The sequence below is a fragment of the Pseudomonas kitaguniensis genome, from assembly GCF_009296165.1.
GTDB lineage: Bacteria > Pseudomonadota > Gammaproteobacteria > Pseudomonadales > Pseudomonadaceae > Aquipseudomonas > Aquipseudomonas kitaguniensis.
Genome location: NZ_VUAZ01000011.1, coordinates 1 through 23,405, shown reverse-complemented (window position 1 = coordinate 23,405; position 23,405 = coordinate 1). Strand labels below are relative to the sequence as shown.

The window sequence follows — 23,405 nt, the reverse complement described above, 5'->3', positions numbered from 1 at the left end:
CGCGTTTTGTTAGCGTAGCCACACACAGGGCCGTGCTGTTCGCAGCGCCTTTTACCGCTCCAGGGAGCCAGTTGGATGACCACACAGTCTTCGAATAACCCCAGCATTGATCCGCAAACGGCTCACCCGTTGTATATCAATGGTCGTTGGTGTGCCCCCGCCATTGCGGCCAGTTTGCCGGTGGTCAACCCGGCCACTGAAGCGGTGGTTGCAGAGGTCGCGAGCGGCTCCGCCGAGGACGTTGATCGGGCCGTTACGGCAGCACGCGCGGCCTTTGCAGGCTGGTCGCAGACCTCGGTCACTGAGCGCGCGCTGATGCTTGGAAAAATCCACGCACTGATCCTGGAGCGCAAAGAGCAGCTTGCCCAAGCCCTCACTCTGGAAATGGGCGCATCGATCAGCTCCGCCCGCGCCATGCAAGTGCCGCTGGCGGCCGAGCATGTTCGGGTCGCGCGTGACCTGCTCGGCACCTATCGCTTCCAGACCGTCGAAGGCGGCACCGCCATCGAGCGCCAAGCCATCGGCGTATGCGGTCTTATCACGCCGTGGAACTGGCCGCTGTATCAAATCACCGCAAAAGTCGCCCCGGCCATCGCCGCCGGTTGCACCGTGGTACTCAAGCCCAGCGAACTGTCACCACTGAGCGCGCTGCTGTTTGCACAACTGGTGCACGACGCGGGCCTGCCGGCGGGCGTGTTCAACCTGGTGAATGGCAGCGGTGCCGAGGTCGGCGCAGCCATGGCGGCACATGCCGACATCGACATGATTTCGATCACCGGCTCAAACCGCGCCGGCGCGCTGGTGGCGCAAGCGGCCGCGCCGACGGTGAAACGCGTCACGCAGGAGCTGGGCGGCAAGTCGCCGAATGTGCTGCTGCCCGACGCCGACTTCGCCAAAGCCGTGCCGCTGGGCGTGCTGGCGGCGTTTCGCAACGTCGGCCAATCGTGCAGCGCGCCGACCCGAATGATCGTGCCGAAAAACCGCTTGGCCGAAGTCGAAGCGCTGGCCGCGGCCACCGCGGATGCAATCATCGTCGGTGACCCGCTGTCGGAAGCGACGCAACTGGGCCCGATTGCCAACGAAGCCCAGTTCAATCGCGTTCAACACATGATCCAGGCAGGCCTTGATGAAGGCGCAAAACTGCTCTGCGGTGGGCCAGGCCGCGTGGCGGGTTTTACAAAGGGCTTCTATACCCGTCCGACGGTTTTCTCCGGCGTCGACAGCGCGATGCGCATCGCCCAAGAGGAAATATTCGGCCCGGTGCTGTGCATTATTGCCTATGAGACGGTCGACGAGGCGGTGGCGATCGCCAACCACACTGTCTATGGATTGGGCGCCCACGTTCAGGCGCAAGACCTTGACCTTGCGCGTGCCGTCGCGTCGCGTATTCGCGCCGGCCAAGTGCACCTGAACTACCCGGCCTGGAACCCCATGGCACCTTTCGGCGGCTACAAGCGCTCCGGCAATGGCCGCGAATACGGCGTGCAGGGGTTTGAGGAGTACCTGGAAACCAAAGCCATCCTTGGGTTTGGCGAATAACCCGCGCGCGCAGCGGCTAGAGGATCAGGCGCTGCGCGCGGCGATGGCTTCGACTTCCACCAGCGCACCCGGCAACGGCAACGCCACCACTTGCAACGCCGTACGCGCAGGTTTGTTCGGTTGCTCGGGCGTACCGAAGAACTGCGTGTAACCGGCCTGCAAACCGGCAAAGTCGAGCTTGCCGCCGGTCTCTTCGGCGCCGACCAAAAATACCCGCAGTTGCACAATGTCGCCGAGGTCGAGGTCTTGGTGGCGCAAGATGCTTTGCAGTTTTTTGAACACCGACACCGTCTGCACTTCGGTGTTGCCGTAGGCGGCTGGTGTGCCCGCCGGGGCATTCGCATCGGCCAGGTCCGGCAAGGTGCCGCTGACAAAAACCAGGCTGGCGGAAGCCGGTACGGTGACGGTTTGCGAGATCGGGAAATTGCCCACACTGGTGCGTTGAATGCTGTCGCTCATGGTGTCTCTCCTTATGAAGCGGCAAGTGCCGCACTGTGTCGTTGCTGGGTAACGCGTTCAGCCAGTTGCGCGACCACATGGCGCGCCGAGTTGGCCGCCGACTCCTGCCAGATACCCACGCCGCTCTGCACCAGGCCGTCGCCGGCGAAGTACACGCGGCCGTGGCCTTGCTCCAGCAATGCGCTGGCCTGCGCCGGGAAATGTTCGCGTTGCAGCCACGGGCCTTCGCTGTAGGGAATCTGCTCCCAAGACACCGCCAGCGGGTCGCGCAGGTGTTTTGAATACCCCGGATGCAGCAGCTCAACGGCGGCCTTCGAGGTCGAGAACTGTTGCTCGAACGGTTGCGCGCCAAACACGTCGGCGCCCTCCCCGGTCACGTAACCGGCCACCAGCAAACCGTTGCGGGTGTTGAGGTCGTTGCTCGGGTACCAGAGCAGGCGCGCCGGGTGATCCACCCACGAAAGCCCGCCGTAGGTGCGGTAGTCGGTCTCCCAGAAACGCGGCGATTGCCACGCCACTTTGGTCGCCTGGTCGCTGCGCGTGCTGAGCAGCGCGGCCTTGACCGGGTCGCTGAAATCGCTGTCGAGCTTGGCCAGCAACGGCAGCGGTAAGGTCGAGACCAGGTAATCGGCGCGCACCACCTGTTCGCGGCCGCTGTGCTGGTCGTGGTAGGTCACTGCCACGCCGTCTTCCAACTGGCGAATCTGGCGCACCTGCGCGCCCAGTTGCACCTGCTCGCGGACGCGTTGGTAGAACGCCTCGGTGATGCGGTCCATGCCGCCGACCGGCTGGAACATGGTGGCCGAGAACTCGGGAAATTCGGTGTGCAACAACGCGCCCCATAATTCGGGATGCAGCAAGCGTTCAAGGCCAATCGGGCGGGTGCTGGCCGGCAATGCGCCCGGGTGCGCAGGCGATTCCTGGTGACCGGAACGCAGGCTGCCGTCATACACCAGCGCTTGGGACAGGTCGCCATACACTTGCAGGAACGCCAGCAAACGCGTGCGTTCTTCGCGGCTCAGTACATCGTCGAGGGCGTCGCGTTGCACCGCTTTAGCCAACAACCCGGACACGTGCCCGCGCGCATCGTTAATCGCCTGGCCGACGCTGAACGCCGGTTGTTGCAGGTCCGGGCGCACCTGGGCGCCATGGCTGCTGTTGACCAGCACTTCGAGCGGCACACCGAGTTCGGCGCAATAGTCGAGAATCGTGCGGTGCTGGCTGGGAATCCTTGCCGGGCCTGCGTTGAAATACACGCCCGGATCAAACGCTACGGTTTGCCTGCGGCCATCTTTGTAATCCACAGGGTCGCCGGCGCGCAGGGTCCAGGTGCGCCCGCCCACGCGGTCACGCGCCTCCAGTACCTGCACGTTGAAGCCTGCGCGGCTGAGTTCCAGTGCGCTGACCAGCCCGGCAATCCCGGCGCCCAGCACCAGCACGCGAGTGCCCTGGCCCAGGCCGGCCTTGAGCTTCAGCGGTTGCGGCCGGCGGTGCGACGACGGCCCCAGCCCGAGCGCCGCCAATGCATCCTTGACCGCCTTTTCACCGCCGACTGCGGCAATGCTCGACAACGCTTCACGTCGTGTCAGTCCCATGCTCAATGCTCCTGATCCGGCAGGCCCGGTGGGTTGATCAGCGAGGCGTCGACGCGCTCCACGTCCAGCCCCCAACGCTGCAACACTTGCGCGTATTGGCCGCCGGCAATTGCACCTTCAAGGGCGGTGTGAATCGGCTCGACCAGGCCATTGCCCTTGCGCGTGGTCACGGCAATATCCGCCTGCAATGGCCAGCCGCCGTTGACGGTGCCGACACGCTTGATGCCGCCAGTGATCGCGGCGGAATAGGCGTACACCGAATTAGGCCCGAACAGCGCATCGCTGCGCCCCGATTGCACCGCCAGTTGCGCGGCGGCCTGGTCGTCGAAGTACTGCAACAGCGCGGGCTTGATGCCAGCTTTTTCATTGGCCTCGTTCCATGCCAGCAGGACCTTTTCCTGGTTAGTGCCGGAACCGACGATGATCTTCAACCCGGCAATGTCCGCCGCCTGCTTGATCTCGCTGATCTTGCTCGTGCTTTTTACGTAAAACCCCAGCACGTCCTGGCGATACGTGGCGAAGTCAAAGCGCTTCTTGCGTGCCTCGGTCACGGTGACGTTGCTGATCACCGCGTCGTACTTGCCCGAACTCACGCCCAACGGCCAGTCTTCCCAACTGGTTTGCACCACATTGAGTTGCAGGCCGAGGCTGTCGGCCACCAACTGCGCAGTGTCGGCCTCGCTGCCGATGGTGGTCTTGTCGTCATTGGCGAGCAGCGCCAGCGGTGGCCCGGCGACACCGGACACGGCCACGGTGAACTTGCCGGGCTGGGCGAACTTGAAGCCCGGCGGGATCTGCGCGATCGCCGCTTCGTTGCGCGGCACATGAACGCGCACGCGGTCGGGGCTGAGGTCGACCTGTTGCACGGCGAATGCGCTTTGCGCGGTGCCGACGGCAAGCGCCAGCAAGGCCACGCGGGTAGTCGTGATAAACATGGGCAGTCACTCCTTGAACTAAAGCACCTTGCCCAAAAAGGCCACGGTGCGGGGATGTCGGGGTTGGCGAAAAATCTGTTCGGGCGGGCCTTCTTCGATCAGTTGGCCGTCGCACAGAAACACCACGTGGTCAGCCACTTCGCGGGCAAAACCGATCTCGTGGGTGACAATCACCAAGGTCACGCCCAACTGCGTCAGGCCCTTGATCACATCGAGCACCTCGCCCACCAGTTCCGGGTCGAGGGCCGAGGTCGGTTCATCAAACAGCAGCACCTTTGGGTCCAGCGCCAAGGCGCGGGCAATGGCCACGCGCTGTTGCTGGCCGCCGGAGAGCTGGCGCGGGTAAGCATCGAGCTTGTCCGCCAGGCCGACCTTGGCCAACAGCTCAGCGGCCTTGACCTGCGCCTCAGGCTTGCTCCAGCGCTTGTGCGCCAGCGGCGCTTCGGCGACGTTTTCCCAGGCGGTGAGGTGCGGGAACAGGTTGAAGTTCTGGAACACGAACCCCACGTCGATGCGCCGCTTGAGAATCTCGCGCTCCTTGAGCTCAAAGAGCAGGTCGCCTTTACGCCGGTAGCCGACGTATTCACCGTCGATGGTGATGTGCCCGCTGTCGATTTTCTCCAGGTGGTTGATGGTGCGCAGCAAAGTCGATTTGCCCGAACCGGACGGCCCCAGAATCACCGTGACTTTGCCGGGGTCGATGGTCAGGTCGATGTCTTTTAATACCTGCTGGTTGCCAAAGCGCTTGCCCACGCCCTGGATCTGAATACGGCCGGCGCGGGCTTCACTCATGGGTTTTCTCCTTGAGCCAGCGGCGCACACGTTGCAGCGGCGTGGGCGGCAGCACCCTGGCCGTGCCGCGCGCAAAATGCCGCTCGACGTAGTACTGCGCGCTGGTCAGCACGGTGGTGATGATCAAGTACCAGACGGTGGCGACGATCAGCAGCGGGATCACCGCCTGCGTGCGGTTGTAGATGACCTGCACGGTGTAGAACAGCTCCGGCAAGGCCAGCACGTAGACGATGGACGTGCCCTTGACCAGGCCGATGATTTCGTTGAAACCCGAGGGCAAGATCGAGCGCAGTGCCTGCGGCAGAATGATCCGGAAAACCCGTCGCGAGGCCGGCAAGCCCAAGGCCGCGGCCGCCTCATGCTGGCCGGCGTCGACACCGATCAAGCCGCCCCGAATAATCTCTGCGGCATACGCCGCTTGCATCAGGCTGAGACCCAACACCGCGACGGTGAACTGGCTCAGTACATCCACCGTCGACCACTCGGCGAACACCACGGAGGTAAACGGCACGCCGAGCACGATGTGGTCATACAGATACGCAAAGTTGTAGAGGATGATCAGCACCAGCAGCGCCGGCATCGACCGGAAAAACCAGATGTAGCCCCAGGCCAACGCCGCCAACAACGGCGAGCCGGACAACCGCGCCAAGGCCAGCGCGGTACCGAGGATGATGCTGAACACGCTGCTGAGCAGGGTCAGCAACAGCGTCTGGCCAAGGCCACGCAACACCGACGGCGAGAAGAACCATTGGCCGAATACACCCCACTCCCAACGCGGGTTGGTGGCCAAGGAATACACGATGGCCAACACCACCAACGCGGCGAAAATTGACCCCGCCCAGCGCCACGGGTGCCGGGCAGGCACTATTTGCAACGCCTTGATGGGTGTGGAAACGCGGCTGCGGCGAACCGGTTGTGCGCTGACCTGATCGATCAGGTCATACGATTTGGCGACAATGGGCATGTTCTATTCCTCACGGGTAGCGGCCTTAGAAGGCGTAAGTCAGCCGGGTGTAGTAGTACCCGCCGGTAAAACCGTAGGGCGAATACGTGCCGTAGCTGGCAACCATGGTGCTGCTCGGCACGCCTTGTTTTTTCGGGTAGACGTCGAACAGATTTTTCGCGCCGATGGCGATGTTGAGGTCTTTGGTGAGGTTGTAGCCAAGGTCGAGGTCGGTGATCCATTTCGCGCTGTAAACGCGGTCCAGGCTGCGGTCGGCAGAGACATTCACTTCTTTGTATGAGCCGTAGCGGGTCAGGGCCAGGTTGAGGTTGAAGCGGTCGATGCTCCAGTCACCGCCCAGAATCAGCTTGGTGCTCGGCTGCACGCCGGTGATCAGGTTGCGCGCCTCGCGGTCCATCAGGTCGTACGAGGTGCCGAGGATAGTGGTCGACTCCTTGTAGCTGAGGATCTTGGTCTGGTTCCAGTTAAACGCCGCCGTCCATTTCAATGCGCCGTATTCGCCGAGGTCCTGGTTGTAGTTGCTGACCAGGTCCAGGCCTTTGGTGCGAGTGTCGGCGCCGTTGATGAAGTACTGGCCGCCGGAGGTGGAATTGACGCCGTTGTTTTGCAATACCTGAGTGACTTCCGGGCCGAGCAAGGTGCCGGTGAGCGTGATGCGGTCGCGCAGGTTGATCACGTAGGCATCGGCGGTGAAGCTCAGGCGGTCGGTGGGCGTCAAGGTGAAGCCGAGGCTGAAGTTGGTCGAGCGCTCGGGTTTCAAGCCTTCAGCGCCCAACGCCTTGGCCGCAGCCGAATCCACCGGCAGCACGCCGTAGTTGATCGACTGGTAAACCCCGTCTACCACGCCATAGGTGGTGGAGCGTGCGCTGAACAGGCTGTTCGCCAGCGACGGCGCGCGAAAGCCGTTACTGACCGTGGCGCGCACGGCAAACTGCGGGGTGAAATCGTAGCGCGTGGTCAGCTTGCCGCTGCGGGTGGCGCCGACGCCTTCGTTGTAATGCTCATAACGCAACGCGGTGCCCACGTACCAATCCGGCAGCGGGTTAAAGCCTGCGTCGACGTAACTGGCGAGGCTGTTGCGTGAGGCGCTGCTTTCTTCGTCCGGCGAAATACCGTTGGTGACTTGCGCGCCGGAGGACGCGCAGTTGCCCGGTGCCACGCAATAACCGCCATTGGCATACGAGGCATAATCACCGGCCTGCACCTCGTAGGTGTCGCGCCGATGCTCAAAGCCGTAAGACAGGTCCAGTGGCTTTTGCAGGCCGATGTCGAAGCCGCGTTTGAAGTCGAGGTTGGTGGTCAGCTCGGTGGAAATCCACGTACCGGAAGTGAAGCGGTTCGGCGTGGCCTCACCCAGCGACGGGTTCTGGTTGTGGGTGGTGCCCTGCTCCGCTTCGTTGCGCCCGTAGGTGGTGGACACATCCCACTGCCACTCGCCGACGGTGCCTTTGCCGCCGAACGCGGCCTGAAAATCGTCCTCGTCGATGTACCAGGTCGGCGTGTACCCGGACGGGTAGCCATTCGGGCCGGTGGTGATGGTGTTGGTGATGGTCGGCAGGCGGAAGTTCTGCCCCTGCTCGGCCTTGCGCCGCGAATAAGTGGTGAAGGAGTACAGGCTGAAGCTGTCATCAATCGGCAGTTCGGCGTTGTAGCCCAGGGTCAGCAAGTTGGTCTTGGGCGTGCCGTAGCCGCCGTAGGTGGACTTGCCCGCCAGGCCGTAGGCTTGCTCGTAGCTGTAGCCATTGGCGCTGGCCTTGTTATCGTCGTTCTGGCTGCGCGCATCCAGCGCCAGTTGCAGGATGCCGCCGTTGCCGATTTCGAAGCCTTTGTTGAGGCTTTGCTGCACGGTCTGTTTTTTGCCGTCATAACCCTGGCCGAGGTTAGTGACTGCCGTGCCGCTGGTGTCGGCCTTGAGGATCACATTGATCACCCCGGCGATGGCGTCGGAGCCGTATTGGGCGGCGGCGCCATCGCGCAGCACTTCGACGTGATCGATGGCGCTGATCGGGATCAGGTCGAGGTCCGCCGGTGCAGCGCCGGTGTTGATGCCGTTGATGTTGAGGGTGGCGCTGGTGTGGCGGCGTTTGCCGTTGACCAGTACCAGCACTTCGGCAGCGCTCAAGCCACGCAAGTTGGGCGCGCGGGCTATGCCGCTGGCGTCCCAACCGGTTTTTTCCGGCAGGCTCAGCGACGGGATCACCGCGCTCAAGGCTTCCATCAAACCGGGCTTGCCGGTGCTTTGCAGTTGTTTGGCGCTGACCACATCGATCGGCACCGGGCTACTGGTGACGGTGCGCTGTTCGGCGCCTCGGTTGCCGGTGACCACCACGGTGGACAGGGTGCTGTCGTCCTGGGCCTGGGCGGTGCTCGCCAGCAAGGCCAGCGCGAGTGCGGCGGTCGGGGGTAAAACGTGCTTCATGGCCACTCCAAACTTTCCAAATCGCGAAGTCGGGCAGTCACGCTGTCGATTTGGACGGCGCGGGGTGCTCGGTTTTCAGGGGGTTGCCTGCGATTTGGAGCTAGGTGTGGAGCGAGCGTGGGGTTTGAATTGGCAACATACGTTGAACTCCCTTCCAACGATTCTGCTACGGGGTGATTACCCGGCTTGGGTGCGCAGAATCCGAATTGCTATGGGTACCATCCGAGGTCAGGGGTAGGCTGTTGCGATCAAACATAACGGAATGAATTTCAAAAATATAATGCTATTTGGGCATAAGCTAATATTCTGAGTTTTCATTATTTTATGATTGGGTTATTCATATAAATAATGTCTTTTTGAGATTATGCTGTTGTTCTTCAGAAGCCGGCCCACTCTCGCACACCAGATGCGATCAAAAAAAATGTGGGAGCGGGCTTGCTCGCGATTACCGTGTGTCAGTTGAAAAATACTTATCTGAAACACCGCAATCGCGAGCAAGCCCGCTCCCACATTTACTGCATTCGGCTTTGCGCTATTTGCCTGGCTGCAACAACTGCATCTGCTGGCGATAATCATCCGTCACCTGCCGCGCCTGGCTGCCGCTGGTGATCACCCGGGGCGTGATCAGCACGATCAACTCAGTGCGATCCTTGGACTTGCTGGTGCTGCCAAACAACCACTGCAACCCGGGAATCCGCCCCAGATAAGGCACCGCGCTGACAGTCTCGGCGTTGTCCTGCTTGATCAAGCCGCCGAGCAATACCGTCTGCCCGCTCTGCACCGCCACTTGGGTCGACACCGAGCGCGTAGAAATACGCGGGTTATTTTGCGTGTCACTGCTGGTAGACGTCTGCGCCTGAGCATCACTGACTTGCTGCTGAATATCCATGTACACCAGGCCACCCGGATTGATCCGCGGCACCACGTCGAGAATCACCCCGGTCTGCACATATTCGACACTGCTCAAGGTGGTGTTGGAAAGGCCCGTGTTCACCGTGGTCTGGCTGATCGGAATATTATCGCCGACTTGAATCTGCGCCGGCTGGTTGTTCATCACCACCAGCGACGGCGCCGACAACACTTGGGTGCGGCCGTTGGTTTCCAGGGCGTGCAAGGCCACTTGCAGGTTGGAGCTGACGAACGAATAGAACAACGAATCGGTGGCGCCCAAACCGGCGCCGCCGCCGCCCAGCGCGCCTTGGCTGCCGGATGTGTTAGCCACGGTGGTGCTGGTGGAATTGCCCGCCAGGCGACCCAAATACCATTGCACACCGAGGTCCAGTTCACCGGTGAGTTTGACCTCCAGAATGCGCGTCTCTATCTGCACTTGCAGCGGTGGGTTGTCGAGGCGCTTGATCGCCGATTCGATCTCTTTCCACTGCACGGGGCGAGTCCGCACGAGCAATTGGTTACTGCTTTTTTGCGCGGTGATGCGGGTACCGGCGTCAAGGCTTTTGGCCGTTGTGCCCGCGCCTGCATCCTGCTCGGTACCTTCGCTCTCGCTCTCGGGGTCGGCTTCCGGTTCCTGCTCTTCTTCGTTGCCAGCAGCCTGGTTGTTAGCCATGCCAACGCTGTTGCCCATGCCATTACCGGTGCCGGTGCCGGTGCCCATGCCCATCCCCGAGCTGTTGCCATTCATTCCACCGGAGGTGCTGTTGGTGGCGGGCGACGACAGGGTTGCAGTGCGCAAACCCGGCGCGACTTTAGCCGGCGCATCGTCCTTGATCGCACCGCTGCCGTAGATCTGACGCAGGTACTTGGCGAGGTCGGTGGCCTTCATGTTGCGCACGTCGTAGACGTACATCTGTGGCTCGTTGCCGCCGCCTTCATCGATGGTGTGAATCCAGTCACCGACTTCGCTGAGGTACTGCGGCTGGGACGAAATCGCGACCACCGAGTTGGTCCGCTCAATCGGCAAAAAGCGCACCATGCCCGCCAGCGGCATGCCGCTGTTAGGCCCGAACATCTTTTGCAGCTCGGGCATCAGTTCGGCGACCGAGGCGCGCTGCAGGCCGAACACCCCGACCGACATGCCCTTGAGCCAGTCCACATCAAAGGTGTCGATGGTGTCCTGGTAGTTGGCCAGTTCTTCAGGCGTGCCCGCCAGGCTGAGCACATTGCGCGCCGGGTCGACCAGCAAAAATGCATTTTCGCGGGCAAACGGCTTGAGCAACTTTTGCATCTCGGTGGCCGAGATATAGCGCAGCACAAACAGCCGCGCCGACAGGCCGCTGGAAGGTTGCGAGACGCGCATCTCCGGCACCAGCTTGCCGGCCACCGCCTGGTTGGCCGGCAGGATCACATAGCGATTGCCCTGCTTGATCATGGCGTTGTCGGTCCATGACAGCAGGGTTTCAAGAATCGACAGCGCCTGCTGCTTGTTCACAGGCTTGGAGGTGGAAAAGCTGACGTTGCCTTTCACACCTTGGCCGATGCTGTAGTTTTCGTGCAGCAAGTCGCCCATCACGCTGTTGATCACGGCTTCGATTGGCTGGTCAGCGAAGTTGAACACGATGTCACCGCTGCCCTCCTGCTTGGGCGCCGCCGCTGCCGGTGGGCGCACGAACTGCTGGTTGCCGCGGATCAACTGGCGTTGCGGCGGCGTTTTCGCCTGCGGTTGGCCAGTGTCGACCGAGGCCTGTTCGGTGGCCGGGTCGACGTGTGGGCGTTGTGACCCAGTGCCCTGCATTGCCTCATGCAACAGAGCCTCGTCCGGGTCGAGATGGTCGGGGAATGTCCCGCAGCCGCCGAGTGAAACAGCGGTGGCGAGGCAAAACACGGTGGTGCGCAAGGCGCCGGGGAATGTGTCGATCAAGGGGTGGGCTCATGAGGAAGGGTAATCGGGGGTGTAGTCGACGGCGGCGGCAAACGCAGGGTGGTGAGGCTCAGCGTTTGCGTGCGGCCGTCGAGAACGAAACGGGCGTTACGCGGTGTCAGGTTTTCCAGTAACCAGCCATTGGGCAGGGCTTGGCCTTGATGAACTTTCAGTGGCGGGCCGTCGGCACGCTTGAGCATTGCCACGCGCACGTCGCCGTCGAGCACGATGCCGGTCAGCGTGAGGCTCGACAGGCTGGACACCTCGGTCTGGTTCACGGCGCGGTCAGGGCTGCGGTTGGGGCTGAACAGCGGGGCCTGCCAAGTGCCGGCAAGGCTTTCCAGGGTCGCGCTCGGCGCCACCAACACCTTTGCCGAAGCGTTGGCGCGCGCATCCGGCTCAGGCACCGGCAACCACTGCGGCGCATCGCCGAGGCTGCTGTAGATGCCGACCATCAGCACGCCCAGCAGCCCGGCTACACCGAGCAAACCCCACTCCAGGGGGCGCAATGCAGCGTTCATCGGCGCACCTTCGCGGTGTCGGCGGGTTGCAGGTAGCCGCGCACCAACATGTGCACCGCCAGTTTGCCGGCGCCACCGCTGGCGGGGGCATGCGGCGGGCGGCGGATGCTGAGTTCATCGACGAACAAAAACGGCCGCTGGTACTCCAGCTCATGCAGGATCGCGGTCAGCGGTTCAATCGCGCAGTCGAGGGTCAGGCTGACTTTGACTTGGCGATACGGCTCGGTGTCGTCCTGCTCCGGGGTGATCGGCATGCGCTGGGTCAGGCTGCAGCCACCGCCGAGGTTAGCGCGGTTTTTAATCAGGTCGGCGATGCGCTGCATCAGGTCAGCCGCTACCGCGCTGGGGTCATCGCCTGGCAACAGGCTGGTGCTGCTGGCCGGGTCTTGCTGGGCCTGCGCCAATTGTTCGCGCAGGCTATCGCCCTGGCGCAACACGCCAGCGTAGCGTTGTTGCTGCTCGCGCAATTGGTCGGCCTGCTCGCCCATGTCACGCAGCGGCCCGGCGAACCAGCTGTCGATCAACAGCCAGTAACCGGCGCCGAGCACCAGCGCCAGGAAGATCAACGCGGCGCCACGGCGTTCAAGGAGTGTCAGTGGTCGGCGCATCGGCGGCCTCCTGGTGCAGATGGGCACGCAAGGAAAACTGGTCCTTGGCGGTTTGCGCATCGGGTTGAATCACCCCTTCGAACTGGGCGTTTTCCAGGCTGTGGCAGCCTTTTATCCGGGTGATCAGCGCACTGGCCTTGGCGCTTTGCCCGGAGAATGAAACATCCGCGCCGTCGTTGACTTCCAACTGGTCCAGCCAGGTGTCGGACGGCAAGCAGGCCGTCAGTTCGTTGAGAAATGCCGACAGCGGCAATTGCGCGGCCTTGCGCCGGATCAAGTACTGCGCGGCGCCGCGGGTATTCAGCAATTGCTGACGCAACGCCTGAACCTGCGCCACCTGCGCCTTTTGCGCTTGCACGCTGTGTTGCATGGCGTCGAGCAAGCGTTGGCGGTCGTTGAGCCAGAGCAACATGGCCGCGATCAGCAACGCACCGCACAGCCATGGAAGGCTGCGCTGCAAGCCCTTGCCGGTGGGGCGCTGGCGCGGACGCAAGGGCGTCGGCAGCAAGTCGATGCCCAGCGGCACGCCACGACCGTCGTCGACATCCACAGCATGCGGCTGCAAACCCAGCGCGGCGCAGTCACTCAGAATCTGGTCGAGACGCTCGCGCAGGATCGCCACCAACGTCACGTGCAAATGCGTCGGCGTGCGGCGCTCCTGCCGCGCAACGAAATACAACTGGGCGGCGTCGAACGGGGTAAAGCGGTCGAGCTCATAGCCCACCACCGCCGACAGGTTGCGCGCGGCGGCCAGCGGTAATTGCAGCGTTTGCCGCAGCACCGCGTCGGGCGCCAGCAGCAACACCTGACGCACTTCACCGGGGCGTTTTTCCACCGGCGCAGTCAGCGGCCACGGGTAAACGTGCTCGGGAATGTCTTGCAGCGATAACCACGCAGGCAGGCAACCGCGCAGCTCTTTGAGCCACAGGCGCCATGCCTGTTGCAGCAGGCTGCCGTGCCAGCGCCGGGTGACCGGCTCTGTCAGCAACTGCAACCGCGCAGCCAATTGTTCATTTATTCTTGCCAACGTAAGACTCGATAAGGGTAAGCGCTTCCTAGCGCGGGGCTTAATAAAACCGTGGCTTGCAGCTGCGCATGATAACCACCGGGGCGGTTGGCACGGCTGTCGATCACCAGCACCTCACCGGCGTCGGCGCCCACTGCACTTTGGTGGGGCAAGTTCAGTGCACGGCGCATCAAGGCGCTGGCGAATGCCGGGTCTGGCCGATCAAGGCCACTCCACAAACTGATTTCCGGTACCAGCGCGCTGTACAGCGCCTGGGTCATGCCGGGCAATTGGCGCAGTTCCTCAACCACTCGAAACGGCGCCAAGCCTTTGTTGCGACGCACTTCCAGGTCTTTGGCGAGCTGGTTGGCCTGGGCCTGCGACGCGCCGCAGGCCAGCGCCAGGCGTGCGAAGTCAGCCACCTCGGCGCTGTTCAGGTACAACTTGCCACGCTCGCTGCGCACACTCACGTGTAGCTGCGCATCGTCGAACACCATCGGCATTTCACGCCCGTCGGCCACCCATTGCTTGCGCTGCACCGGGTCGACCAGCGCCTGTACGGCCAATGCCAACCCCGCTTCGGCCGCCAGCAATGCCTGCGTGTGCTGGCGCTGCCATGTGGCTTGGCGCGCTTCCAATTGTACCCAGCCAGCCAGGCCGCCCAGCAGCAGGCTGAGCAAGGCCAGCACCCACAGCACCAGCAGCAAAGCAACGCCGCGTTGATGCTTGATCATTCGGGCGCCCCGCCGGAGAGGTTCAGGCGCAAGGCAACCACCTGCGTCACCCACGGCACCGGGCCGTTGACGCGTGCGGCGATGCGCACCGCGTGGGGCAGGCGTTGGGACCAGGGCCAGTCGCTGACCCAGCCGGTGTGCTGGCCCTTCGGCGATATTCCGCGATAGCTGAATTGCAGGTCCTCGACGTTTTTGAGCAACACCTGCGGCTCGCCACGTGAGGCCGGTACGCTGGCCTGCGCAGGGGATTCAAAACGCGCGAACGCCACCTGCAAATCACGGTGCGCCTCAGGCCCGGCCAATTGCAGGGTGAAACGCTGAATACCGCCGCCGAGCACGCCGGGCAAGGTCGCGACAAATTGCATGCGCTGCGCACTGCCGGTGAAAAAACCGTTGGTCTGGCTGTCGTCTTCGGTCACGTCCAGCGGCAGCGCCTCGCTGATGGAGGTGCGCAAGAACTGCTGCGCGGCGCGCGTTTCATCCAGGCTCACCGTGTAGCGCTGGGCCTTGAGCACCGCTCGATTGGCGCCCAACAGTGCCCCGCCGACCAGGGTCAACAAGACCCCGAGCAGGCTGAGCACGATCATGATTTCGAGCAGGGTAAAACCCCGTTGAGCCTGCTTCACAGGCCGGCACTGTCGGTAGCGGCGCGCAGTTTCAAGGTACTGAAACGTGCCTTGCGCGGGCCTTCGTTGACGGTCAGGTCAAGGCGAAACAAACGCGGCTGGCCGATACGGGTCGGCTGCTGGGCGATGTTTAATTGCCAATGGATGCCCTCCAGGTTGCCCTCGCGCACGCCACTCACCAACGGCCCTGTGACTTCCTGGTCCATCACGCTTTGCGCCGCGTGGGTCAACCGATCACTGTGATTGACCTGCAATAAAGAGCGCGCGCTCTGGCCGAAAGCGACCAGCAGCACGGTGCTGCAAACGGCCATGAGCGTCAGCGCGGCGAGCATTTCGAGCAAGGTAAAACCGGATTGGCGATGGCGGCTCATGGCAACGCCTTGGACTGCACGCTGCCGGTCAGCCAGCCAATATCGATGCGCCAATGCCGACTGCCGCTGGCCAGCAACAGGTTGCCGCCGGTTGAACTGCCGTCGGGGTAAAACTCCACGGTCGAACCCGCTTGCTCGGAGGTATTCAAGGTCACTTGCAGGTCGGCCGGCCAGTGTTTTACCGGCCGCCCCGGCGCCTGAAAACTCAACGCGCGCAGATCAAAAACGGTTTTTTCTGCGTTGCCGCTGACAATCGCGCGTGCCCGCGTGCTGCGCAATGCCTCGACCATCTGCCCAACCACTTGGCGCTCTTTAGCGGTACGCAGGCCTTGTTGCAGGCCAAATCCCACCAACCCGGCTGCCAGGCTGATCAAAACGATCACCACCAGCATTTCCAGCAGGGTAAAGCCGCGTTGGGGGTTAGGCATGGTCGCGGGTTACTCCCAGTTGCCCAAGTCGGCGCTGTAGCCTTCGCCACCAGGCTGGCCGTCTTGACCGTAGAAAATCAGGTCAAACGGGCCGTGTTCGCCGGGGAAGCGGTAGCCGAAAGCATGCCCAAACGGGTCTTTGAGGTCTGAAGGCTTGGCGTACGGCCCGGCCCAGCCTGAACTGTTGGCGGGCTTCTCGACCAGTTGTTGCAGATTCTTGGGCGGAGAGCCGACGTCGAGGCCGTAGCTTTCGATTTTCATGCTCAGGCTGGCCAGTTGCGCCTTGCCTGCGCCGTATTTGCCTTTGTCGACGTTGCCACCGACCTGGCGCACCACGATGGTCGCGACGATGCCCAGCAACACGATCACTGCGAGCATTTCCAGCAGGGTAAAACCGCTCTGGCGGCGGGCGGATTTGAGACGGGGTTGGCGCATCGGTGTGTGTCCTCGGGGGTTCATATATTGCTGGTAAGGCTCATCAGCGGCAGCATGATCGCCAGCATGATCACCGCCACCAGCACCGCCATGACCACCGTCAGGGACGGCACCAGGGCGGCGAGCAGGCGGTCGATACCGCGTTTGGCTTCGACGTCGAACACGTCGGCGACCTTGAGCAGCATGCTGTCGAGCTCGCCGGCTTGTTCTCCGACTTCAATCATTTGCAGGGCCAGGTCCGGCAGCAGCGGCTCGCTGCCAAAGGCGCTGGCCAGGGTGCCGCCGCCCTTGACGGATTCGGCGGCCTGCGCGACTTGCGCTTGCAGGGCGCGGTTGGTGCAGACCTGACGCGCGATAACCAAGGCTTGCAGCAGGGCCACGCCATTGCTCAGCAAGGTGCCGAGGGTGCGTGTCAACCGCGCCGCTTCGACACGTTGCAGCAGCGGGCCGATCACGCGTATGCCGAGCACGCGCCGGTCGTATCTTTCGCGGCGCTGCGGGTCGCGCAAGCGTGCGGCCAACGTCCACACCGTAACAATCACGCCCGCCAATACCGCCAGCCCGTAAGCCCCGAGGAATTGACCGAGGCCCAGAATGACTTCGGTGATCAGCGGGATCGGCACACCCAAGTCCTTGAAGATCGGCACGAACTGCGGCACGACGTACGCCAGCAACAGCGCCAGCGAACCGAGTACGCCGACGACCAGAAAGGCCGGGTAGATCAGGGCGTTGATCACTTCGCCCCTTAATAACTGGCTGCGCTCCAAATAATCACTGAGCTGGCGCAGGGTGTTTTCCAGCGCGCCACCGGCCTCACCGGCACGCACCATGCTCAGGTACAGCGGCGAGAACTGGCTGCCCTCCTCTTCCAGTGCTTTGGATAAGGGCTGGCCGGCCTTGACGTGTTCACGAATGCGCTCGATCAACGCGCGCGTCTGCGGCTGGCCGGGCTGCTTGAGCAAGATACCCAGCGAGCGTTCCAGCGGTTGGCCCGCGCCCAACAGCGTGGCCAGTTGCTGCGTGAAGCTGACCAGCGCCGCGCCGTTCAATTGGCCACGGCCAAACGCCCTGCGCAAGCCTTCGGCGCCCGCCGCGTCGATCTGCAATAACAGCAAACCGCGCTTATGCAGCGCGGCGACGGCGGCCTCCTGATCCTTGGCTTCCAGGGTGCCATTCTGCGGTGCGCCCTGGCTGTCGAGGGCGCGGTATTTGAACAGGCTCATGCGCCCTCTCCACGTGTCACACGCAGCACTTCTTCGAGAGAGGTGACACCCGCCACGGCCTGGCGCAAGCCTTCTTCATGCAGGGTGCGCAGGCCACCACGGCGGGCGGCCTGTTCCAGCGTGGCGGCGTCGGCCTGGCGCATCAACAGGCTGCGCAATTCGTCGTTCATCACCAGCAATTCGGTAATCGCGGAGCGACCGTGGTAACCGCCGCCCGGTGCATCGGCGCGCGGGCGATAGAGCATGATTGGACGCTGCTCGGTGAAGCGATCAAGGCCGTGTTCGGCGATCAGTTCGGGCGGCGCTTCAAAGGCTTCACGGGTCGCCGGGTCAAGGCGTCGCACCAGCCGCTGGGCCAGGATGCCGTTGACCGTCGAAGCGATCAGGTAGCTTTCAACGCCCATGTCGAGCAGGCGCGTGATACTCGCTGCAGCGCTATTAGTGTGCAGGGTCGAGAGCACCAAGTGGCCGGTCAGCGACGACTGAATGGCGATGCGGCAGGTTTCCAGGTCGCGGATCTCACCGATCATGATCACGTCCGGGTCCTGACGCACGATCGAGCGCAGCGCGCCGGCAAAGTCCAGACCGATGGCCGGTTTGACCTGGATCTGGTTGATGCCTTCCAACTGGTATTCCACCGGGTCTTCGACGGTGATGATCTTGCGCTCGGCGGTATTAAGGCGCGACAGCGCGGTGTACAGCGTGGTGGTTTTACCCGAGCCGGTCGGCCCGGTGACCAGCAGAATACCGTGCGGCCGTTCCAGCACTTCCAAAAAGGTTTCCAGGCGCTGGCCGTCAAAACCGAGGCTCTGGAAGTCGAACTGCACGGTCTGGCGGTCGAGCAGGCGCATCACCACCGACTCGCCAAAACTGGTGGGCACGGTGGACACACGCAAGTCGAGTTCCTTGCCCTGGATGCGCAGCATGATCCGCCCATCCTGAGGCAAACGACGCTCGGCAATGTCCAGCCGCGCCATGATCTTGACCCGCGAAATCACCGCAGCCGATGAGCTCGACGGCGGGGCCTCGGCGTCGTGCAGCACGCCGTCAATGCGGTAGCGCACCTTGAGCTGGTTTTCGAAGGGTTCGATATGAATGTCGGAAGCGCGATGTTCCACCGCGCGCTGCAAGATCAGGTTGACCAGGCGAATCACCGGCGCTTCGGAGGCCATGTCCTTGAGGTGTTCGATGTCTTCGAGCGCACCGCTCTGCTCGTCGAGGTTTTCGATCAGCGTGCCCATGGCCGAACGGCCCTGGCCGTAGTAACGCTCGATCAAGGTTTCGACTTCGTTGCGCGGGCCGACCGCCAGCCACACCGGCACGCCGCACGCGTAGGCCATGGCCTGGAATGGGTACACCAGCGCGGGGTTGGCCGCCAACACGCGCAAGCCGCCCTGGCTCCAGCCCACCGGCACCACTTGGTAGTGGCGCATAAAACGTTCGGTGAGTACCGGCAGCGGGTCGAGCAGCGGCGGCGCGGCATCGGCCAGCACCAGCGGTGCGTCAAGCAAATCCGCCCAGGCGCGGGCCAACTCGACTTCGGAAACCAGCCCCAGACGGGTCAGCAGGCCGAGTAATTCGGTGTCGTCGGACTCTTGCGAAAGGCGTCGGGCGCGCTCCAGGTCAACCGTTTTCAAGCCAGCCTTTTGCATCAGCCATGCGCATACCTGGTCGGTATCAGGGATGTGCATGTGGCAGGCGTTGATCGGTGTCGAGAGGCTGGGCATGGGTAACTGTCTGAGAGGCTGTCGGTGCCCCATATAGCAGCGAGCTTGCGGGCGAAAAACCCAAGAATACCGCGTTCATTCAGGATGTGCGCGCCATCGTTGACGTTCTTCGCGAGCAAGCTCGCGACTACAAAGGGTGGAGCTGGTTTAGTTGGACGTTTTTGGCGCCTTCGACTGGCTCAGCGGTCGGCCACCCTTGGTGGTTTCGGCCTTCTGTTTTTTCGCAGCCTTGGCGTCGTGGGTTTGGGTCAGGACGGTGGAATCGGCAGCACCGGACTTGGCGTCGGCGTCGGTCGATTCAGCGGCCATTGCCGCGCCACTCAGTGCAACGCCCAGTACAAAACCGGCACTCAACAGGGAAATCTTCATCAACTTTCTCCAGATCAAAAACAGCAGCGGATAGCCCAAGCGGCGCCCTGAAATGGTTCAAGACCCTACACTTAAGCTTTGTGTGTGACAGCTTGATTACGCCTGGCGAAATTAGAACTACCGAACAAAAAAACTAGTTCGTCATGCCGCCAGACATTTTCTTAAACCAATCGACTGGTAGGTTTAGACTTAGTTCCTGAACGTAAGGAAATATTTCTTATTTCACGCAAAAATTAGCTTTTGTTTGACTTACATGCGCAAGAATTGCCTTAATTATGCAGTTTTTGCGATTCAAAATGCCATCTAGTGATATCGCATTGACACTACTTACAATAATAACCAATACAATTATTAAACTAATAACATCGCGAAACTCGCCAAGTAATTGCAATTAGCCACTGGTTAAAAATTGCGATCAAGGCGGCTTATTGCCTGTAACAAAGTGACGAGCGCGTGCAGCAATACGCACTCATCCAAGCGAAATATTCAATAAACAGTTGTCGGAGAGACCCATGAGTAAACGCAAAATGATCGGTGCGCAGTCGGCTTTCGCCTTGCTGGCACTGGCAGTATCCCAAGTGCATGCGGCGACCAGCCCAGCCTTGGATGAAGGTCGTGTGAGCCGCGCAGAAAAGGCGGCGGATAAAACCCTGGCGAAAATGACCATGGAAGAAAAACTCGCCTACATCGGCGGCACCGGTGGCTGGGACGTCAAGCCACTGACCCAATACGGCGTGCCGCAGATTCACGGCGCGGATGGCGGCGTGGGCGTGCGCTACACCAGCGAAGGCAACGCTCAAGGCGTGGTGTATCCGTCCGGCCCCAACCTGGCCGCCAGCTGGAACCCGCGCCGCGCCATCGACCTGGGCCGCGCCCTGGGTTACGACACCGCCAGCGGCGGTTATCAGTTCATTACCGGCCCCGGTGTAAACCTGTACCGCATGCCGTACAGCGGCCGTGCGTTCGAGTACCTGTCGGGTGAAGACCCCTTCCTCGGCGCCAGCCTTGGGCCTGCCGTGATCAACGGCATTCAGTCGCGCGGTGTATGGGCCAACGCCAAGCATTTCGCCGCCAACGACCAGGAAAGCAACCGCTTCCACCTCAACGAAACCATCAGTGAGCGCGTGCTGCGCGAGATGACCCTGCCGCCGTTCGAGTCCGCCTCGAAAAACAGCAAAGTCGCGATGATGATGTGTTCGTTCCAAAAGGTGAACGGTGAGTTCGCCTGCCAGAACAAGCACCTGATGCACGACATTCTGAAGACCGAATGGGGCTACCCGGGCTTCGTGCAGAGCGACTACAACGCCGTAGTCGACGGCCTGCCCGCCGCACAAGCCGGCACCGATCTGGACATGATGGGCTACCAGATGAACAGCACGGTGCTCAAGCCGTTCCTCGACAGTGGCGAGCTGAGCAGCGCGACCATCGATGACAAGGTGCGCCGCATCCTCAAGCAGATCTACCTGTACAAGTTCGACAGCAAAGCGCCGCTGACCAGCCACAACATGAACAGCGCCACCAGCAACCGCGTAGCGCTGAACGCGGCGCGCGAAGGCATCGTGCTGCTGAAGAACCAGAACAACCTGCTGCCGCTGGACGCGAAAAAGGTCAAGACCATCGCCGTGGTCGGCAACCTGGCCAAGTACGCACCGCCTACCGGTTTTGGCAGCGCGAATGTGATGGCAGCCAACTACATCAGCGAGCTGAGCGGCCTGCAGCAATTGGCACCTGGCGCCAAGGTCGAGTTCATCGACGGCCTGTCGCTGGACCCGAGTGTTTCGACCTGGACCCACACCGACAGCAACGGCAACAGCGTCGCCGGTTTGAAGACCGAGTTCTTCAGCAATACCAACTGGTCCGGCGACCCGGCCGCCAGCCGCACCGACAACCATGTTGACCTCGACTGGTCGACCGACAGCCTGCCGGTGAACGGCGATACTGCTGCCACATCGATTCGCTACAGCGGCCAGATCACCCCGACCGTCAGCGGCGAACAGGTGTTCAAGGTTCGCGCCGACGGTGCGGTACGCCTCTACGTCAACGGCCAAAAAGTGCTGGATAACGGCGACGGCACACCGTTGCCGAACAACAGCATTCCGCCGACCATTCCGGTGTTTGCCAAGGTCAACCTGGAAGCCGGCAAGCCGGTCGACATCAAGCTCGAGTACTCGCGCCGTAACGGCTACCTCTCGACCATGGGCGGCCTGGTTGGCGTACAGATGAGCTGGGCGTCACTGGTTGCACCGCAAGACCTGGCCAAGTACGACGCGGTACTGGTAGCCGCCGGTAACAGCAATGAATACGAAGGCGAAGGCTTTGACCATAGCTTCGACCTGCCGGAGTTCCAGGGCCAACTGATTCAGAGCATCGCCAAGGTCAACCCGAACACCGTGGTCACCCTGCACGGCGGAACCGGGCTGAAAATGAGCGACTGGATCGATCAGGTTCCAGCGGCACTGCATGCGTTCTACCCTGGGCAGAACGGCGGCCAGGCCCTGGCGGAAATTCTGCTGGGCAAGGTCAACCCGTCGGCCAAGCTGCCGATCAGTATCGAACGTAACATCGAAGACAACCCGACCTACGCGACTTTCCCGAAATTCGACAACCAGGAAACCCTGGCCGAGATGAGCTACAAGGACGACCTGTTCCTCGGCTATCGCGGTTACGAGAAGAAGGGCATCAAGCCGCTCTACCCGTTCGGCTACGGCTTGTCGTACACCACCTTCGGCTACAGCAACATCAGCGTGACCCCTGGGGTTGCGGTGGCGGGCGCACCGATCAAAGTGTCGTTCGACCTGGCCAACACCGGCAAGGTCGCGGGCGCCGAGGTGGCCGAGCTGTACGTGGGCCAGAACAACCCGAAAGTCGAGCGCGCGCTTAAAGAGCTGAAGGGCTACAAGAAAGTCTTCCTCAAGCCTGGCGAAAGCAAGCGCGTGACCATCGAGCTGAACGACCGCTCGCTGGCCTACTTCGATGAAACCAGCAAGCAGTGGGTAGTCGATGCCGACAGCTTCACCCTGTCGCTGGGTGCGTCGTCTCAGGACATTCGTCTGAACGCCAAGCTGGTCAACCCGTTCCGTCAGGAACTGTCGACCACCACCAGCAACCCGCTGCCGCGCGCTGCGCTGAAAGCCACGCTGCGTGAGTCGCCAACGGTGAAGACCGGCGGCGTGCTGAAGCAGAATCAGGGCGACAGCGACACCAGCGAAGGTGATGGCTACGACATGTCCGACGATAGCAGTCAGGGCAGCGCAGCCGGTAACTGATACCGGCACGTGCCAGGGGGGAGCGGGCTAGCCCCGCTCCCCTTTTTTTTCAGGCTTGCACACGCTCAAGCGCCTTAACTTGCTGTGGGAATACCACCGCCAGGTGACGCAGAAAGTACTTCACTCAGTAACCTTCCCCAGCAACGCCCTCCCAAGCTCTTCCTGAATCAGAGAAAATTCCGTTTAGATATAGGAAGTTTCCTGCATATTTCTTTTCCGCTCCTTGTTTAACCTGATTTTTAGCCCCCACACGCTCACAGGCGCCTGCCTGCTGCCAGCCTATGGGCCCAAGCTAAAAGTCCGACAAGGAAAAGGCGGATGTTCGTCGCAACCCCACACGCGCAATTCAACCTGACGATCAACGATTTCGAGCATGATTTTCAGGTGCTTTCGTTCACCGGCAAAGAGTCCATCAGCACGCCCTTTTCGTTTGATCTGGAACTGGTCAGCGAACACCCTGACTTGAACATCGAACGTCTGTTGCACAAACAAGCTTTCCTGGCATTCAACAACACTGGCGCGGGTGTTCATGGGCAAATCTACCGCGTTGCCCAAGGTGACTCCGGCAAGCGC

At 62.0% G+C, this 23,405-nt stretch carries 20 protein-coding genes and 1 pseudogene; 3 read left to right on the top strand and 18 right to left on the bottom strand.

What is annotated here, in order from left to right:
- Positions 1 to 75 precede the first annotated feature (75 nt).
- Positions 76 to 1,539, top strand: coding sequence for an aldehyde dehydrogenase family protein (locus tag F0169_RS02615; protein ID WP_152745361.1), 1,464 nt, complete (start codon positions 76 to 78; stop codon positions 1,537 to 1,539).
- A 24-nt stretch (positions 1,540 to 1,563) separates the two neighbouring features.
- On the opposite strand, the gene F0169_RS02610 is transcribed toward F0169_RS02615, so the two are convergent.
- From F0169_RS02610 to F0169_RS02520, 18 genes are all read right to left on the bottom strand, one after another.
- Positions 1,564 to 1,998 carry a RidA family protein gene (locus tag F0169_RS02610; protein ID WP_152745360.1) on the bottom strand — a complete coding sequence of 145 codons (435 nt, stop codon included), beginning with the start codon at positions 1,996 to 1,998 and terminating at the stop codon, positions 1,564 to 1,566.
- Between the two features lie 11 nt (positions 1,999 to 2,009).
- On the bottom strand, positions 2,010 to 3,593 hold the full coding sequence (locus tag F0169_RS02605; protein WP_152745359.1) for a flavin monoamine oxidase family protein: 1,584 nt from the start codon (positions 3,591 to 3,593) through the stop codon (positions 2,010 to 2,012).
- A gap of 2 nt (positions 3,594 to 3,595) precedes the next feature.
- The gene (locus F0169_RS02600) at positions 3,596 to 4,528 is read right to left on the bottom strand and encodes an ABC transporter substrate-binding protein (protein WP_152745358.1); all 933 of its coding nucleotides are present in this window, start codon (positions 4,526 to 4,528) and stop codon (positions 3,596 to 3,598) included.
- A gap of 18 nt (positions 4,529 to 4,546) precedes the next feature.
- A complete protein-coding gene (locus F0169_RS02595) occupies positions 4,547 to 5,320 on the bottom strand; it encodes an amino acid ABC transporter ATP-binding protein (protein WP_152745357.1) in 774 nt (257 codons plus the stop codon).
- A complete protein-coding gene (locus tag F0169_RS02590; protein WP_152745356.1) occupies positions 5,313 to 6,284 on the bottom strand; it encodes an amino acid ABC transporter permease in 972 nt (323 codons plus the stop codon). The genes F0169_RS02595 and F0169_RS02590 overlap by 8 nt, the downstream gene beginning before the upstream one ends.
- Before the next feature lie 25 nt (positions 6,285 to 6,309).
- Positions 6,310 to 8,703, bottom strand: a complete 2,394-nt coding sequence (locus F0169_RS02585) for a TonB-dependent receptor plug domain-containing protein (protein ID WP_152745355.1) — start codon at positions 8,701 to 8,703, stop codon at positions 6,310 to 6,312.
- Between the two features lie 532 nt (positions 8,704 to 9,235).
- The gene (gspD, locus tag F0169_RS02580; RefSeq protein ID WP_152745354.1) at positions 9,236 to 11,518 is read right to left on the bottom strand and encodes a type II secretion system secretin GspD; all 2,283 of its coding nucleotides are present in this window, start codon (positions 11,516 to 11,518) and stop codon (positions 9,236 to 9,238) included.
- The gene (locus tag F0169_RS02575) at positions 11,515 to 12,039 is read right to left on the bottom strand and encodes a general secretion pathway protein GspN (protein WP_152745353.1); all 525 of its coding nucleotides are present in this window, start codon (positions 12,037 to 12,039) and stop codon (positions 11,515 to 11,517) included. Before F0169_RS02575 ends, gspD begins: the two co-directional genes overlap by 4 nt.
- Positions 12,036 to 12,647 carry a type II secretion system protein GspM gene (gspM, locus tag F0169_RS02570; RefSeq protein WP_152745352.1) on the bottom strand — a complete coding sequence of 204 codons (612 nt, stop codon included), beginning with the start codon at positions 12,645 to 12,647 and terminating at the stop codon, positions 12,036 to 12,038. Before gspM ends, F0169_RS02575 begins: the two co-directional genes overlap by 4 nt.
- Entirely contained in the window at positions 12,622 to 13,665 is a 1,044-nt protein-coding gene (locus F0169_RS02565; protein WP_172979307.1) for a PilN domain-containing protein, read from the bottom strand. Before F0169_RS02565 ends, gspM begins: the two co-directional genes overlap by 26 nt.
- Positions 13,662 to 14,387 (bottom strand): type II secretion system protein GspK, encoded by a 726-nt coding sequence (locus tag F0169_RS02560; RefSeq protein WP_058412086.1) that lies wholly within the window; start codon positions 14,385 to 14,387, stop codon positions 13,662 to 13,664. Before F0169_RS02560 ends, F0169_RS02565 begins: the two co-directional genes overlap by 4 nt.
- Entirely contained in the window at positions 14,384 to 15,013 is a 630-nt protein-coding gene (locus F0169_RS02555; protein ID WP_058412087.1) for a prepilin-type N-terminal cleavage/methylation domain-containing protein, read from the bottom strand. The genes F0169_RS02560 and F0169_RS02555 overlap by 4 nt, the downstream gene beginning before the upstream one ends.
- The gene (locus F0169_RS02550; protein WP_058412088.1) at positions 15,010 to 15,384 is read right to left on the bottom strand and encodes a PulJ/GspJ family protein; all 375 of its coding nucleotides are present in this window, start codon (positions 15,382 to 15,384) and stop codon (positions 15,010 to 15,012) included. Before F0169_RS02550 ends, F0169_RS02555 begins: the two co-directional genes overlap by 4 nt.
- Positions 15,381 to 15,812, bottom strand: coding sequence for a type II secretion system protein (locus F0169_RS02545; protein ID WP_058412089.1), 432 nt, complete (start codon positions 15,810 to 15,812; stop codon positions 15,381 to 15,383). Before F0169_RS02545 ends, F0169_RS02550 begins: the two co-directional genes overlap by 4 nt.
- 9 nt (positions 15,813 to 15,821) lie before the next feature.
- Positions 15,822 to 16,247, bottom strand: coding sequence for a type II secretion system major pseudopilin GspG (gene gspG, locus F0169_RS02540; RefSeq protein WP_152745350.1), 426 nt, complete (start codon positions 16,245 to 16,247; stop codon positions 15,822 to 15,824).
- Between the two features lie 20 nt (positions 16,248 to 16,267).
- The gene (gspF, locus tag F0169_RS02535) at positions 16,268 to 17,470 is read right to left on the bottom strand and encodes a type II secretion system inner membrane protein GspF (RefSeq protein WP_058412091.1); all 1,203 of its coding nucleotides are present in this window, start codon (positions 17,468 to 17,470) and stop codon (positions 16,268 to 16,270) included.
- A complete protein-coding gene (gspE, locus tag F0169_RS02530) occupies positions 17,467 to 19,197 on the bottom strand; it encodes a type II secretion system ATPase GspE (protein WP_152745349.1) in 1,731 nt (576 codons plus the stop codon). Before gspE ends, gspF begins: the two co-directional genes overlap by 4 nt.
- Before the next feature lie 147 nt (positions 19,198 to 19,344).
- Positions 19,345 to 19,566, bottom strand: coding sequence for a hypothetical protein (locus F0169_RS02520; RefSeq protein ID WP_058412093.1), 222 nt, complete (start codon positions 19,564 to 19,566; stop codon positions 19,345 to 19,347).
- Positions 19,567 to 20,078: 512 nt separating this feature from the next.
- Between F0169_RS02520 and F0169_RS02515 the strand changes: the two genes are divergently transcribed.
- Together F0169_RS02515 and F0169_RS02510 are read left to right on the top strand one after the other, a co-directional pair.
- On the top strand, positions 20,079 to 22,832 hold the full coding sequence (locus F0169_RS02515) for a beta-glucosidase (RefSeq protein ID WP_058412094.1): 2,754 nt from the start codon (positions 20,079 to 20,081) through the stop codon (positions 22,830 to 22,832).
- 318 nt (positions 22,833 to 23,150) lie between these two features.
- Positions 23,151 to 23,405: pseudogene (locus tag F0169_RS02510) on the top strand (phage late control D family protein); the annotation flags it as partial.

What these genes read in the sequence shown, in the direction of transcription:
- F0169_RS02615 (WP_152745361.1), top strand. Translation starts at nt 76, where the DNA reads ATGACCACACAGTCTTCGAATAACCCCAGCATTGATCCGCAAACGGCT.
- F0169_RS02610 (WP_152745360.1), bottom strand. Translation starts at nt 1,998, where the DNA reads ATGAGCGACAGCATTCAACGCACCAGTGTGGGCAATTTCCCGATCTCG.
- F0169_RS02605 (WP_152745359.1), bottom strand. Translation starts at nt 3,593, where the DNA reads ATGGGACTGACACGACGTGAAGCGTTGTCGAGCATTGCCGCAGTCGGC.
- F0169_RS02600 (WP_152745358.1), bottom strand. Translation starts at nt 4,528, where the DNA reads ATGTTTATCACGACTACCCGCGTGGCCTTGCTGGCGCTTGCCGTCGGC.
- F0169_RS02595 (WP_152745357.1), bottom strand. Translation starts at nt 5,320, where the DNA reads ATGAGTGAAGCCCGCGCCGGCCGTATTCAGATCCAGGGCGTGGGCAAG.
- F0169_RS02590 (WP_152745356.1), bottom strand. Translation starts at nt 6,284, where the DNA reads ATGCCCATTGTCGCCAAATCGTATGACCTGATCGATCAGGTCAGCGCA.
- F0169_RS02585 (WP_152745355.1), bottom strand. Translation starts at nt 8,703, where the DNA reads ATGAAGCACGTTTTACCCCCGACCGCCGCACTCGCGCTGGCCTTGCTG.
- F0169_RS02575 (WP_152745353.1), bottom strand. Translation starts at nt 12,039, where the DNA reads ATGAACGCTGCATTGCGCCCCCTGGAGTGGGGTTTGCTCGGTGTAGCC.
- gspM (WP_152745352.1), bottom strand. Translation starts at nt 12,647, where the DNA reads ATGCGCCGACCACTGACACTCCTTGAACGCCGTGGCGCCGCGTTGATC.
- F0169_RS02560 (WP_058412086.1), bottom strand. Translation starts at nt 14,387, where the DNA reads ATGATCAAGCATCAACGCGGCGTTGCTTTGCTGCTGGTGCTGTGGGTG.
- F0169_RS02550 (WP_058412088.1), bottom strand. Translation starts at nt 15,384, where the DNA reads ATGAGCCGCCATCGCCAATCCGGTTTTACCTTGCTCGAAATGCTCGCC.
- F0169_RS02545 (WP_058412089.1), bottom strand. Translation starts at nt 15,812, where the DNA reads ATGCCTAACCCCCAACGCGGCTTTACCCTGCTGGAAATGCTGGTGGTG.
- gspG (WP_152745350.1), bottom strand. Translation starts at nt 16,247, where the DNA reads ATGCGCCAACCCCGTCTCAAATCCGCCCGCCGCCAGAGCGGTTTTACC.
- gspF (WP_058412091.1), bottom strand. Translation starts at nt 17,470, where the DNA reads ATGAGCCTGTTCAAATACCGCGCCCTCGACAGCCAGGGCGCACCGCAG.
- gspE (WP_152745349.1), bottom strand. Translation starts at nt 19,197, where the DNA reads ATGCCCAGCCTCTCGACACCGATCAACGCCTGCCACATGCACATCCCT.
- F0169_RS02520 (WP_058412093.1), bottom strand. Translation starts at nt 19,566, where the DNA reads ATGAAGATTTCCCTGTTGAGTGCCGGTTTTGTACTGGGCGTTGCACTG.
- F0169_RS02515 (WP_058412094.1), top strand. Translation starts at nt 20,079, where the DNA reads ATGAGTAAACGCAAAATGATCGGTGCGCAGTCGGCTTTCGCCTTGCTG.